The organism is Streptomyces tuirus (assembly GCF_014701095.1).
In the GTDB taxonomy this organism is placed as follows: domain Bacteria; phylum Actinomycetota; class Actinomycetes; order Streptomycetales; family Streptomycetaceae; genus Streptomyces; species Streptomyces tuirus.
The window spans coordinates 3610384-3622659 of sequence record NZ_AP023439.1; the positions used below are offsets into that span (position 1 = coordinate 3610384).

The 12276-nt window shown below is 70.3% G+C and carries 14 protein-coding genes and 1 tRNA gene; 12 read left to right on the plus strand and 3 right to left on the minus strand.

All coding sequences use genetic code 11. The features are described from left to right. Positions 1-108 precede the first annotated feature (108 nt). Positions 109-1725, minus strand: a complete 1617-nt coding sequence (locus tag IGS69_RS16555; RefSeq protein ID WP_190900558.1) for a helicase HerA-like domain-containing protein — start codon at positions 1723-1725, stop codon at positions 109-111. Between the two features lie 106 nt (positions 1726-1831). Between IGS69_RS16555 and IGS69_RS16560 the strand changes: the two genes are divergently transcribed. Both IGS69_RS16560 and IGS69_RS16565 read left to right on the plus strand, forming a co-directional pair. Further along, the gene (locus IGS69_RS16560; protein ID WP_003999914.1) at positions 1832-2128 is read left to right on the plus strand and encodes a type II toxin-antitoxin system VapB family antitoxin; all 297 of its coding nucleotides are present in this window, start codon (positions 1832-1834) and stop codon (positions 2126-2128) included. Between the two features lie 121 nt (positions 2129-2249). Beyond that, positions 2250-2867: a LytR C-terminal domain-containing protein gene (locus IGS69_RS16565; protein ID WP_190904522.1), complete on the plus strand. Its 618-nt coding sequence runs from the start codon at positions 2250-2252 to the stop codon at positions 2865-2867. A 28-nt stretch (positions 2868-2895) separates the two neighbouring features. Here IGS69_RS16565 and upp read toward each other — a convergent pair whose 3' ends face one another. Beyond that, a complete protein-coding gene (gene upp / locus IGS69_RS16570; protein WP_097217661.1) occupies positions 2896-3531 on the minus strand; it encodes a uracil phosphoribosyltransferase in 636 nt (211 codons plus the stop codon). Between the two features lie 132 nt (positions 3532-3663). On the opposite strand from upp, the gene IGS69_RS16575 reads away from it, so the two are divergent. From IGS69_RS16575 to IGS69_RS16610, 8 genes are all read left to right on the plus strand, one after another. Beyond that, the gene (locus IGS69_RS16575) at positions 3664-3897 is read left to right on the plus strand and encodes a hypothetical protein (RefSeq protein WP_190900559.1); all 234 of its coding nucleotides are present in this window, start codon (positions 3664-3666) and stop codon (positions 3895-3897) included. Positions 3898-4173: 276 nt separating this feature from the next. After that, a complete protein-coding gene (locus IGS69_RS16580) occupies positions 4174-4713 on the plus strand; it encodes a tRNA adenosine deaminase-associated protein (protein ID WP_190904523.1) in 540 nt (179 codons plus the stop codon). A 56-nt stretch (positions 4714-4769) separates the two neighbouring features. Next, positions 4770-5201: a tRNA adenosine(34) deaminase TadA gene (gene tadA / locus IGS69_RS16585; RefSeq protein WP_190900560.1), complete on the plus strand. Its 432-nt coding sequence runs from the start codon at positions 4770-4772 to the stop codon at positions 5199-5201. A gap of 45 nt (positions 5202-5246) precedes the next feature. Next, a tRNA-Ser gene (locus tag IGS69_RS16590) sits at positions 5247-5331 on the plus strand. 116 nt (positions 5332-5447) lie between these two features. After that, on the plus strand, positions 5448-5624 hold the full coding sequence (locus IGS69_RS16595) for a hypothetical protein (protein WP_190900561.1): 177 nt from the start codon (positions 5448-5450) through the stop codon (positions 5622-5624). Next, complete coding sequence (locus IGS69_RS16600; RefSeq protein ID WP_031105389.1) at positions 5624-5917, plus strand: Dabb family protein; 294 nt, start codon at positions 5624-5626, stop codon at positions 5915-5917. Before IGS69_RS16595 ends, IGS69_RS16600 begins: the two co-directional genes overlap by 1 nt. Before the next feature lie 188 nt (positions 5918-6105). Then, complete coding sequence (locus tag IGS69_RS16605) at positions 6106-7116, plus strand: RNA polymerase sigma factor SigF (RefSeq protein ID WP_385864040.1); 1011 nt, start codon at positions 6106-6108, stop codon at positions 7114-7116. Between the two features lie 268 nt (positions 7117-7384). Next, complete coding sequence (locus tag IGS69_RS16610; RefSeq protein WP_190900562.1) at positions 7385-8287, plus strand: RNA polymerase sigma factor SigF; 903 nt, start codon at positions 7385-7387, stop codon at positions 8285-8287. A 510-nt stretch (positions 8288-8797) separates the two neighbouring features. Here the strand turns inward: IGS69_RS16610 and IGS69_RS16615 are convergent. Further along, entirely contained in the window at positions 8798-8995 is a 198-nt protein-coding gene (locus IGS69_RS16615; protein ID WP_184847865.1) for a hypothetical protein, read from the minus strand. A gap of 215 nt (positions 8996-9210) precedes the next feature. Between IGS69_RS16615 and IGS69_RS16620 the strand changes: the two genes are divergently transcribed. Both IGS69_RS16620 and IGS69_RS16625 read left to right on the plus strand, forming a co-directional pair. Beyond that, complete coding sequence (locus IGS69_RS16620; RefSeq protein ID WP_190900564.1) at positions 9211-9699, plus strand: MarR family winged helix-turn-helix transcriptional regulator; 489 nt, start codon at positions 9211-9213, stop codon at positions 9697-9699. Positions 9700-9712: 13 nt separating this feature from the next. Next, the gene (locus tag IGS69_RS16625) at positions 9713-12250 is read left to right on the plus strand and encodes an MFS transporter (protein ID WP_190900566.1); all 2538 of its coding nucleotides are present in this window, start codon (positions 9713-9715) and stop codon (positions 12248-12250) included. Positions 12251-12276 lie beyond the last annotated feature (26 nt).

The window sequence follows — 12276 nt, forward strand, 5'->3', positions numbered from 1 at the left end:
CCGGCCTGAAGAGTTCGAGACACCCCTTGGCTGGCACCCCACCGACCCGAGGGCACCCCCGCCCGACAGCTCCGGCGGCCGCGCGACCCCGTCCCCCTGTTGGCCCTCCTACCGCCTCCGCCGTCCCGAACGCCGGGCCGTGCCGAACAGTGATCTCGTGATCTCCCGCCCGATCTGCGTGCCCACCGACCGGGCCAGGGACTGGAACACCCCGCTCCTGACCACCTGCTCCACTGCGGACGGCTGTTCCTCTTCACGGGGTTCCCGGGAACTCCGGGGTTTCCGGGGAGCGGCCTCCCGCATCTCGTCGGGACCCTTCGCGCCGCGGCCGTGCTCCAGCCGCTCGTAGGCCGACTCCCGGTCCACGGCCTGCGCGTACCGCTCGTACAGCGCGGATTCCGCCACAGCCCGCTCCAGGGCGTCCTGCCCGAGCGGGCCCATCAGCGACTCGGGCGCCCGCAGCCGGGTCGCCGCGACCGGCGTGGGCGCGCCCTTCTCGCTCAGCACCGTCACGACCGCCTCGCCCGTCCCCAGGTTGGTCAGCACCTCTTCGAGGTCGTAGGGCGACTTCGGGAAGGTCTTCACCGTGGCGTTCAGGGCCTTCTGGTCGTCGGGCGTGAAGGCCCGCAACGCGTGCTGCACCCGGTTGCCGAGCTGGGCGAGGACGTCGGCGGGTACGTCCTTCGGCGTCTGCGTCACGAAGAAGACGCCGACCCCTTTCGAGCGAATCAGGCGCACGGTCTGCGTGATCGACTCCAGGAACGCCTCGGAGGCGTCGTCGAAGAGCAGGTGCGCCTCGTCGAGGAAGAACACCAGCCGCGGCTTGTCGACGTCGCCGAGCTCGGGCAGATCGTGGAAGAGGTCGGCGAGCAGCCACATCAGGAACGTCGAGAAGAGCTGCGGCCGGTCCTGTACGGCGCTCAGCTCCAGGACCGAGACGATGCCGCGTCCGTCCTCACCCGTCCGCAGCAACTCGGCCGTGTCGAACTCCGGCTCCCCGAAGAACCCGGACGCGCCCTGCGCCTCGAAGGCGGTGAGGGACCGCAGGATCACCCCGGCCGTGGCGGCCGAGAGACCGCCGATCGTCTTCAGCTCCGACCGGCCCTCGTCCGAGGTCAGGAACGTCACGACCGCCCTGAGGTCCTTCAGGTCGATCAGCTCGAGGCCCTTGCTGTCGGCATAGTGGAAGATCAGCGCGAGGGACTGCTCCTGGGTCCGGTTCAGCCGCAGCACCTTCGACAGCAGCACCGGCCCGAACCCGGTGACCGTCGCCCGGACGGGGATGCCGCGCCCGATGCCGCCGAGGGCGTGGTACTCGGCGGGGAAACCGGTCGCCCTCCAGCTCTGGTGGACGTCCGCCGCCCGCCCCTCGACCCGGGCGTCCTGACGGCCCGGCGCGGCGATCCCGGAGAGGTCGCCCTTGATGTCGGCGAGGAACACAGGCACGCCCTGGGCGGACAACTGCTCGGCGATCAGCTGGAGCGTCTTGGTCTTGCCGGTGCCGGTGGCTCCCGCGACCAGGCCATGGCGGTTGAGCATCGCCAGCGGCACCCGGATCTGCGCGTCCGGCAGGCACTGCCCGTCCCACAGCAGGGCGCCCAGATGCAGGGCCGGGCCGGAGAACGCGTAGCCGGAGGCGATCCGCAGGGCGTCCTGGGGGAGGGCGGCGGCACGCTCGGATACTTCCGGGGCGGACGCCGACGGCATGGTCTCGCGATCCGGCATGTTCACGCACCTGTTCCGGGTTCGTACCGCCTTGTATTGATTTTTTCAGCGTCGCACTCGCTCGCCATGGCTGCGCCCGGAACGTCTTGACCGGTAGGCTTTCCGTGTGATCTTCAAGCGCATCGGAAACGGCCGGCCGTACCCCGACCACGGCCGGGAAAGCACCCGGCAGTGGGCGGACGTCGCGCCGCGCCCGGTCCGCCTCGATCAGCTCGTGACGACCAAGGGTCAGCTCGATCTGGAAACACTGCTCGCCGAGGACTCCACGTTCTACGGCGACCTCTTCGCGCACGTCGTGAAGTGGCAGGGCGACCTGTACCTGGAGGACGGGCTGCACCGCGCGGTGCGGGCGGCACTCCAGCAGCGCCAGGTGCTGCACGCGCGCGTGCTCGAGCTCGACTGATCCCCGCCGGTCCCGGGTTGGCCCTTTCGGGTTCCGCTGGGCGACGTCGAATGATCATCTAGTAGGCATCGTCGCCCGGGCGCACTACGCTGCGCTCATGAGCATGCTGACTCCCCCCGGCATGGGCGGCAAGTACCGCATCACGGGCAACAAGTACCCCCGGATGCGCCGGCCCCGGCGGCGCGGCAGGCTCGTCGGCCTGACCGTCGCGTCCGTCGTCGTCCTCGGCGTGGGCGGCTGGGGCACGCTGCAGCTCATCGACGTCTTCACCGGCGGCGGCAGAATGGCTTCGGCGGCCGGAGACGGCACGGACTGCGGCGCCAAGACCAAGGCGAGCCCCTCGCCCAGCGCCAAGCCCCTGCCCGAGCCGCGCACCATCACCGTCAACGTGCTCAACGCCACCACCCGCGGCGGACTGGCGAAGAAGACCGCCGACGAGCTGAAGAAGCGCGGCTTCAAGATCGGCGACGTGGGCAACGCGACGAAGCAGTACGACAAGAAGGTCAAGGGCACCGGCCTGCTCCTCGGCCCCGCCACCGCCCTCGACACCGCGCTGCCCGTGCTCGGCACCCAGCTCCCGGGCGCCGAACGGCGCACCGAGGCGGCCCGCAAGGGCACTGCCGTCGACCTCGTCATCGGGGACGGCTTCAAGGAGCTGGCCACACGGCAGGACGCCGGCCGGGCGCTGACCAAGCTGGCCACGCCCGAGCCGGCGCCCACGACGAAGAAGGGCTGCTAGGGCCTGTCGCCAGGCCCCGGCGGGGGGACTACTCGGCCGCCCCGTACATCCGGTCCCCCGCGTCTCCGAGGCCCGGCACGATGTAGCCGTGCTCGTTCAGCCGCTCGTCGACCGAGGCGGTCACGACCGTCACCGGCGTGCCGGCCAGCTCGCGCTCCATGATCTCGACGCCCTCGGGGGCGGCCAGCAGCACCACGGCGGTCACGTCGTCGGCGCCGCGCCGGATCAGCTCCCGGATCGCCGCGACCAGCGTGCCGCCGGTGGCGAGCATCGGGTCGAGCACGTACACCTGACGCCCCGAGAGGTCCTCGGGCATCCGCGTCGCGTACGTGGAGGCCTCCAGGGTCTCCTCGTTGCGGATCATGCCGAGGAAGCCCACCTCGGCGGTCGGCAGCAGCCGGACCATGCCGTCCAGCATGCCGAGCCCGGCCCGCAGGATCGGCACCACCAGCGGCCGCGGGTGCGACAGCTTGACGCCCGTGGTCCGCTCGACCGGCGTCTGGATGTCGACCTGTTCGGTGCGCACGTCACGCGTGGCCTCGTAGGCGAGCAGGGTGACCAGCTCGTCGGCGAGACGGCGGAAGGTCGCGGAGTCGGTGCGCTGGTCGCGCAGCGTGGTGAGCTTGTGGGCCACCAGAGGGTGGTCGACGACGTGGAGACGCATGTCCACAACATTAACCGGGCGGGGTCAGCCGGACCGCACGGCAAGGCCGCGGTCCGGCCGTCACCCGAACGCTGGCGTCAAACCGCCCGTCCGGGGGAAAGTGGGAAAGACGGACTGGGGGTGGTGAACCAGATGCCCGACCGGGATTTCCGAGACGATCCGTCGCCGCGCGTACGGCCGGGGGCGGGCCCGGAGCCCGACCAGACGGACGGGACCGAGGAGTCCGACGCCGAGCGCCGCCGGCGTCGCGCCCGGTTCCTGCGCGATCTGGCCGAGGCCCGGGAGCTGCGCGACCGCGTCCAGCCGCGCCGCGCCAAGACGGCCCGGCTGCGCCACGCCATGCGCATGCGTACCTTCCGCTGGTAGGAAACCGGTGCGGAAACCTCCGGCAAAGATCACGAACCGCGCGGAGGTTGTGGCGGTTGACCGTGCGTGCAGCGGGGTAAAGCCGCGTACGATCCGCAGGTGGTGGCAACGGGCGTGCGAACAGAACAGCCCAACACAGGGGGCCGAAGACGTCCCCTGAACGCCTTGTTTCTGCCACGATTCCGAGTGGGTGGGGCTCGGACGAGCACTCCCCGCCCGTAACCTCCGCCGGGGGGACCCCCAACCGGCACGCCTATGACCAGTGGGAGAGTCACGGTGTACTTCGCCGCACTGCTCGCGCGCACCGAAGACGGGTGGGAAGCGAGCGACACAGAGCTCGACGATGTGGAAACCCTGTCGGATCTGGCCGACCTGGCCCGTGAAGCCTCCCCCGACGAGGACACGGTGCTCGTGCTCATCGAGCAGGAGGACGCCTGGTTCGGCGTGGTCCGCGTGGACGGCGAGGAGGATCCTCGCATCTACGTCTCGGACGCCGCCGCCGCTGCCCGCAGCAGCTACGGCGAGATCCTCCTCACCGACGAGCTGCTCGGCCGCGATCCCGACGACGGGGACGTCCTCGACGCCCTCGACCTCGACGGCACCGAGGACGGTGAATCCGACGAGGACGACGACGATGCCGAGGACGGTGCCGGGGCCGCCGGAGCCGCCGACGTGCCGCACGGCCCGGTCGGCGACGCGCTGATCCTGGAGGACCTCGGCGTGAGCGAGAAGGAACTGCGCCTGATGTCGACGGACGCCGTCACCGAGATCGCCGAGTCCCTGGGCGCCTCGGAAACCCTGGAGACCGTCCGCTGACCGGCCCCGTCCCCGCGGGTACGCCGGATCCCGTTCGGGATCCGTGGCGGGCTGTGATGCGGCTTGCCCTGGGCGAGGCGGCCGAGGCGGTCCGGGGCGGGGACGTGCCCGTCGGGGCCGTCGTGCTGGCGCCGGACGGCACGACCGTGCTCGCGGCCGGGCACAACGAACGCGAGGCCGGCGGTGATCCGACGGCCCACGCGGAGCTCCTCGCCCTGCGGCGGGCCGCGGCCGCCCTCGGCTCGTGGCGGCTCGCCGGCTGCACCCTCGTGGTGACCCTGGAGCCCTGCACGATGTGCGCGGGCGCGATCCAGCAGTCCCGCGTCGACCGGCTCGTCTACGGCGCCCGCGACGAGAAGGCCGGCGCGGCCGGATCGCTCTGGGATCTCGTCCGTGACCGGCGGCTCAATCACCGCCCCGAGGTGATCGAGGGCGTGCTGGCCGAGGAGTGCGCGAAACTGCTCACCGCGTTCTTCCGCGGTCGCTGAATACCGATTTCAAAGCACGCGGCACCTTGCTGTAAGGTCTCCCTCGGTAGCGTGTCCGAGCGGCCGAAGGAGCTCGCCTCGAAAGCGAGTGTGGCGCAAGTCACCGAGGGTTCAAATCCCTCCGCTACCGCTTGAGAAGGGCCCCGTCGTCAGACGGGGCCCTTCGTGCGATCAGCCCCTTCGTGTGATCGGCCCTTCATGCGATCATGTGCGCTGCATGGGACATGAGTGACAGGGGAGGCCGCGGTGGCGGTGAACGCGAAGAAGGTCGCCGTCTACGTCGTCGTGGTCTTCGTCATGTACGTGATCATCACGGACCCGAAGAAGGCCGCCGACTACGTCCAGATAGGCTTCCAGGGCATTTCGGACGCGGCCAAGGCCCTCGGCGACTTCGCCACGTGGGTCGCCAACGGAGGAAAGTGATGATCCGCCACCTGGTGCTCTTCAAGCTCAACGAGGGCGTCGAGCGCGACGACCCGCGGGTCGTGAAGGGCGTCGAAGCCTTCCGCGCGCTCGGCGACAAGATCCCGGAGCTCCGCTTCTGGGAGCTCGGCTGGAACGTCAGCGACCGTCCCATCGCCTACGACTTCGCCATCAACTCGGCCTGCGACGACGCGGACGCGCTGCGGCGGTACGTGGAGCATCCGGACCACCAGGCGGGGGTCGCGCTGTGGCGCGAGTTCGCCACGTGGGTGATCGCGGACTACGAGTTCTGACCGTTCCGAACCCCGCCGCTCCGGGCCCCCTGTCGCTGCGACAGGGGGCTCTTGTGTGGCGTGAGTTGATTTGTGCGGTGTTCATCCCTCAACACGTAGTTATGGGGTGCTTGCACACAGTGCACATGTCTTGTGATGCTATGACCGCTTTTGATGGAAGAGTTGACGGATGAGTTGACGATGACGAGGTGGAGTTGACCGTGCTGGCCAGTACCGCACCTCAGGCACCGTCCCCGCCAGCGCCGGCTCCTCAAGCACCGCCCCCTCATCAGGCACCGGCTCCGCAAGGACCGGCTCCGCAGGGACCGGCTCCGCAGGGACCGGCTCCGCAGGGACCGGCTCCTCAGACTCCGGCTCCTCAGACACCGGCTTCCCAGGGAGCCCCTGCTCAGGCCGCTCCCGCGGAAGGCGCTCCGGCCGTGCCCCAGCGGAGCAGCCGTGGTGCCGACACCCGGGCGCTGACGCAGGTCCTCTTCGCGGAGCTCAAGGAGCTCCAGCCGGGCACGCCGGAGCACGACCGCGTGCGCGGGGCGCTCATCGAGGCCAACCTCCCGCTCGTGCGCTACGCGGCCGCCCGCTTCCGCTCCCGCAACGAGCCGATGGAGGACGTCGTCCAGGTCGGCACCATCGGGCTCATCAACGCCATCGACCGCTTCGACCCGGACCGGGGCGTGCAGTTCCCGACGTTCGCGATGCCGACGGTCGTGGGCGAGATCAAGCGGTACTTCCGGGACAACGTCCGCACCGTCCATGTGCCGCGCCGGCTGCACGAGCTGTGGGTGCAGGTGAACAGCGCGACGGAGGACCTGACGACCTCGTTCGGGCGCACTCCGACGACCTCCGAGATCGCCGAGCGGCTGCGCATCACCGAGGACGAGGTGCTGTCCTGCATCGAGGCCGGGCGTTCGTACCACGCGACCTCCCTGGAGGCCGCCCAGGAGGGCGACGGGCTGCCGGGGCTGCTGGACCGGCTCGGCTACGAGGATCCCGCGCTGGACGGCGTGGAGCACCGGGACCTCGTACGGCACCTGCTCGTCCAGCTGCCCGAGCGGGAGCAGCGGATCCTGCTGCTGCGGTACTACAGCAATCTCACGCAGTCTCAGATCAGTGCGGAGCTCGGTGTCTCACAGATGCATGTGTCGCGGCTACTCGCGCGTAGTTTCCAGAGGTTGCGGTCTGCGAACCGTATCGACGCGTAACCGCAAACGTTAGCGAGAGATCACCTCGGGGAGGGAATCGCTCATCAGGGCCGTTCCCGGCAGTTGAGAGCCGAAAAGCCGTCAGACCCCTTGTTTGCAGGGCGGATTCGCGTCTCAGATGTCGACATGTCACTACAGCGTGTTGCCGACATGTGACATTCTGCGGGAAGCGCGTTTGCCGGAGCTTCGGCGCCGGTATTCAGGTGAAGGCTGCGTTCCTCAGGCGGGGACGTTCGCCGCGACCGTCCCGCGACCCAAAGGGGGTGGCATGTCCGTAGAACAGGGCAGCTCGAAGGTGCTCACGCTCGCGGAGAGCGAGACAGCTCCCCATGCTCTCGACTCACTCGGCCCCATCGGTGACGTACCGGCCGTCCCGGCCGAGCCCGTTCCGGTCCTTCCGGCTGCGGGCGCCATCGACACCCGCACCCTGTCCCGCTCCCTGTTCCTGCGGCTGGCCGCGCTCGACGAGGACAGCCCCGAGCGTGCGTACGTCCGTGACACGCTCATCGAGCTCAATCTCCCGCTGGTGCGGTACGCCGCCGCGCGGTTCCGGTCCCGGAACGAGCCGATGGAGGACATCGTCCAGGTCGGCACGATCGGGCTGATCAAGGCGATCGACCGGTTCGACTGCGAACGGGGCGTGGAGTTCCCGACGTTCGCGATGCCGACGGTGGTCGGGGAGATCAAGCGGTTCTTCCGGGACACGTCGTGGTCGGTGCGGGTGCCGCGCCGGCTGCAGGAGCTGCGGCTCGCGCTGACCAAGGCGAGTGACGAGCTCTCGCAGAAGCTGGACCGGTCGCCGACGGTGACCGAACTGGCCGCTGTGCTCGGGGTGTCCGAGGAGGACGTCGTCGACGGGCTGGCGGTGGGGAACGCGTACACCGCGTCCTCGCTGGACTCGCCGGCGCCGGAGGACGACGGTGGCGAGGGGTCGCTGGCGGATCGGCTGGGGTACGAGGACACCGCGCTGGAGGGTGTGGAGTACCGGGAGTCCCTGAAGCCGCTGCTGGCGAAGCTGCCGCCTCGGGAGCGGCGGATCATCATGCTGCGCTTCTTCGCGAACATGACGCAGTCGCAGATCGGCGAGGAGGTCGGCATCTCGCAGATGCACGTCTCCCGACTGCTGACCCGGACGCTGGCACAGCTCCGGGAGGGCCTGATCTCGGACTGAGGGAGTCTTGACGGAGTCCTGACGGACGGCTGGGGCGCGGCTGTTGGGGCCGCGCCGTTTGCCTGTGCGCGTCCTTCGCCTGACCGGCGGGGGGTGCGCGTCCGTCTCGCCTTCGCGTGGGGGGTGGGTCGGGGCCGCGCCGGGGGGTGTCCGTCCTCGGAACGGCGCGATGGAGCTTCATACCGACTGACTGTCCGTTGACGCGCCAACCGCTGCGGGCGGACACCCCCCGACACGGCCCCTTCTCGCCGTACGCGGGTGCGGGCCGTCCCCGCTACGGGCATGCGGGCCCGCCCAGCTGCGGGCATGCGTGCCGCTTAGGGCGGCACCCGTCCCAAAGAGAGCGGCACCCCGCTACGCCGGGCTGCGGACCCACCCCTCCTCAGCGCCGACGCCCCGTGCCGGAAAGCAACAGGAGCCGTACGCGGCTACGGGAACGTCGGGCCCGCACCCCGCGGCGCAGGGCTGCGGACCCACCCCGCCTCAGCACAGCAACAGCAGCCGTACCCGTTACGCCAGGGCCAGCCAAGCAACCGCCGCGACGATCGCCACCGCGGCGATCACGCCGAGGATGAGGCCGATGCGGGGGCCGCCGCTGGAGGACGCCGCCGCCTGACGGCCCTGCGGGGCCTCGTCGACGAACGCGCGGAACATCTGGGTGCTGCCGGCGGGGTCGTGATTGCCCTGCGGGGCCTGGTTGTTAGCCATGGCCCGAGACCCTAGCGAAAACGGCGGGGCTCCCCAAGTGGGGGTTGGGGTTCCGATTGACGCCGAGTGGCCAGTACCGGCGGGCACGTCACCTGCACGTTTACTCCCGCAATACTTGCCTTTGCCAACTTTTTATGCCGCACCCCCCTCTTTTATTTGCCTGCAGCAACCAACAGCTCCTATCGTTGCCCTAAGCAACGAAAGCGGGAGGTGTCATGGCCGAAAGGGCGCAGTACGAAGAGCTGGTCCGCCAGTTCAGCGCCTTCGGTGCCGTGAAGCGGGAGCTCGGACGGATCATGCCCGCCGAGTGCCCCGGCGGGTCGGCGGCCGTGCTGACCCTGCTGGGCCGCCACGGCGACATGCGCATGAGCAAGCTCGCCGAGCTGCTGGCGGTGGACATGTCGGTGACCAGTCGCCACGTCGCGCACGTCGTGGACCGGGGCTGGATCGAACGCTCCCCCGACCCGGCGGACAAACGCTCACGCATCCTGCGCCTCACACCCGCGGGCCACACACAGCTCGACGAGCTGTCCCGGCGGACCACCGAGGTCCTCGCCGAGCGCCTGAGCGACTGGTCCGACGAAGAGGTCGGCCAGCTCACCAGCCTCATGGCGCGGCTGAGGGACAGCTTCGACTGCCGGCCCGGGGCCCGGGCCGCACCGGCCGCTTTCGACCAGACCACCCGTACACCCGCAAGCACGTAAGAAAAGGAAGCCCATGGCAACGACCACACCAGCCGGTGTGCGGGCTCATGCCAAGCACGGGGGAGGCTCCCACGGCTCCTCCGGCGACGGCGCTCCGATGACGCACCGGCAGATCATGGAGGCCCTCACCGGCCTTCTGCTCGGCATGTTCGTCGCGATCCTGTCGTCGACGATCGTCTCCAACGCCCTGCCCCGGATCATCAGCGATCTCGGTGGCGGCCAGAGCGCCTACACCTGGGTCGTCACCGCGTCCCTGCTGACGATGACCGCCTCCACCCCGCTGTGGGGCAAGCTCGCCGACCTGTTCTCCAAGAAGCTGCTGATCCAGTTCGCGCTGGTCATCTTCGTGCTCGGTTCGGCGGCGGCCGGCATGTCCCAGAACCCGGGCATGCTCATCACCTTCCGCGCGGTCCAGGGCATCGGCATGGGCGGTCTGTCCGCGCTGGCCCAGATCATCATGGCGGCGATGATCTCGCCGCGTGAGCGCGGCCGGTACAACGGCTACCTCGGCGCCACCTTCGCCACCGCCATGGTCGGCGGCCCGCTGGTCGGCGGTGTCATCACCGACACCGACTGGCTCGGCTGGCGCTGGTGCTTCTACGTCGGCGTGCCCTTCGCCGTGATCGCCCTGGTCGTGCTGCAGAAGACCCTGCACCTCCCCGTGGTCAAGCGGAAGGTCAAGGTCGACTGGGCGGGCGCCTTCCTGATCACCGCGGCGGTGTGCCTGCTGCTGGTCTGGGTCACCTTCGCCGGTGACAAGTACGACTGGGTGTCCTGGCAGACGTACGCCATGGTCGGCGGTTCGGTGGTGCTGCTCGCGCTGTTCGTCCTCGTCGAGGCGAAGGCGAGCGAGCCGATCATCCCGCTGCGGCTGTTCCGCAACCGCACCATCACGCTGGCCTCCGTGGCCTCCCTGTTCGTCGGTGTCGCGATGTTCGCCGGGACCGTCTTCTTCAGCCAGTACTTCCAGCTGGCCCGTGGCAAGTCGCCGACGATGTCCGGTGTGATGACGATCCCGATGATCGCGGGTCTGTTCGTCTCCTCCACCGTCTCCGGCCAGGTCATCACCCGGACCGGGCGCTGGAAGGCGTGGCTGATCGGCGGCGGTGTGCTGGTGACCGCGGGCCTCGGCCTGCTGGGCACGATCCGGTACGACACCGAGTACTGGCACATAGCGATCTTCATGGCGCTGCTGGGTCTCGGCATCGGCATGATGATGCAGAACCTGGTGCTGTGCACGCAGAACCAGGTGGAGCCGGGCGACCTGGGTGCCGCCAGCTCCACGGTGACCTTCTTCCGGTCCCTCGGCGGTGCGATGGGCGTCTCCGCCCTGGGCGCGGTCCTCGGCACCCGGATCACCGACTACGTCAAGGACGGCCTGGCCGGCCTCGGCCCCAAGGGCGCGGCCCTCGGCCACGCCGGCACGGGCGAGGGCAACATCCCCGACCTGAGCGCGCTGCCCGCGCCGATCCGCACCGTCGTGGAGAGCGCTTACGGCCACGGTGTCGCGGACGTGTTCCTCTACTCGGCCCCGATGGCGCTGCTCGCGCTGCTGGTGGCGCTGTTCATCAAGGAGGTCCCGTTGAAGACGAGGGGCGGGCTGGCGCAGGCCGCCGACACGGAGACGCCGGCCGCTGTTCCGGCCGAGGCCGCCGTCGAGGCCGCCGAGGCGGAGCAGGCCGTGCCGAGCTGGGCCGTGGCCGAGAGCGAGGCCGCCGACGGGTCCGGGCCCGAGGGGACGCAGCGGCTCGCCGCCGTCGCCACGGCGGTGCGCGCCGAGGAGACCTCCGGTGGTGTCCCGGTCCACGGTTTCGTCCGCGGGAACGAGTCCGCCCCCGTGCCGCAGGCCGCCGTCACGCTGATCTCGCTGGCCGGGCGCCAGCTTGGCCGGTCCGTGGCGCAGGCCGACGGGTCGTACACGGTGGACGCCCCGGGTTCCGGTTCGTACGTGCTGATCGCCTCCGCCGACGGCTTCCAGCCGCAGGCGTCCACGGTCGTGGTGAACGGCGAGCCGGTCGCCTACGACATCCTGCTCAGCGGCACCAGCGGGCTGACCGGCCTGGTGCGGGCCGCCGAGAGCGGCCAGCCGGTCAAGGACGCCATGGTCATCGTCACGGATGTGCGCGGGGACCTGCTGGCCAACGGGACCACGGGTGAGCAGGGCGAGTTCTCCTTCGCCGAGCTGGTACCGGGGTCGGTGACCGTCGCGGTGAACGCCGCCGGGTACCGGCCGCGCGCCCTGCCCGTCGAGGTGGGCGGCACCGGGGTCACCCGGGTCGACATCGACCTGGACGCGGGCGCCCGCGTCCAGGGTGTCGTCCGCGCCCCGCACGGCCCGCTGGCCGACGCCCGGGTCACGCTGGTCGACCAGGCGGGCAACGTCGTCGGCTCGGCGACCACCGGGACGGACGGGGCGTACGCCTTCACCGACCTGGACGGCGGCGAGTACACGGTCATCGCCACGGGTTACCCGCCGGTGGCCACCGCCCTGACGGTCACGGGTGCCGGCACCGACGGCCACGACATCGAACTCGCCCACCCCGGCGAGTAGCGACGACCCCGGCCCGTGACAGGTGG

Coding starts and splice junctions, on each gene's coding strand:
- IGS69_RS16555 (WP_190900558.1), bottom strand. CDS start 1,725: ATGCCGGATCGCGAGACCATGCCGTCGGCGTCCGCCCCGGAAGTATCC.
- IGS69_RS16565 (WP_190904522.1), top strand. CDS start 2,250: ATGGGCGGCAAGTACCGCATCACGGGCAACAAGTACCCCCGGATGCGC.
- upp (WP_097217661.1), bottom strand. CDS start 3,531: ATGCGTCTCCACGTCGTCGACCACCCTCTGGTGGCCCACAAGCTCACC.
- IGS69_RS16575 (WP_190900559.1), top strand. CDS start 3,664: ATGCCCGACCGGGATTTCCGAGACGATCCGTCGCCGCGCGTACGGCCG.
- tadA (WP_190900560.1), top strand. CDS start 4,770: ATGCGGCTTGCCCTGGGCGAGGCGGCCGAGGCGGTCCGGGGCGGGGAC.
- IGS69_RS16600 (WP_031105389.1), top strand. CDS start 5,624: ATGATCCGCCACCTGGTGCTCTTCAAGCTCAACGAGGGCGTCGAGCGC.
- IGS69_RS16610 (WP_190900562.1), top strand. CDS start 7,385: ATGTCCGTAGAACAGGGCAGCTCGAAGGTGCTCACGCTCGCGGAGAGC.
- IGS69_RS16615 (WP_184847865.1), bottom strand. CDS start 8,995: ATGGCTAACAACCAGGCCCCGCAGGGCAATCACGACCCCGCCGGCAGC.
- IGS69_RS16620 (WP_190900564.1), top strand. CDS start 9,211: ATGGCCGAAAGGGCGCAGTACGAAGAGCTGGTCCGCCAGTTCAGCGCC.
- IGS69_RS16625 (WP_190900566.1), top strand. CDS start 9,713: ATGGCAACGACCACACCAGCCGGTGTGCGGGCTCATGCCAAGCACGGG.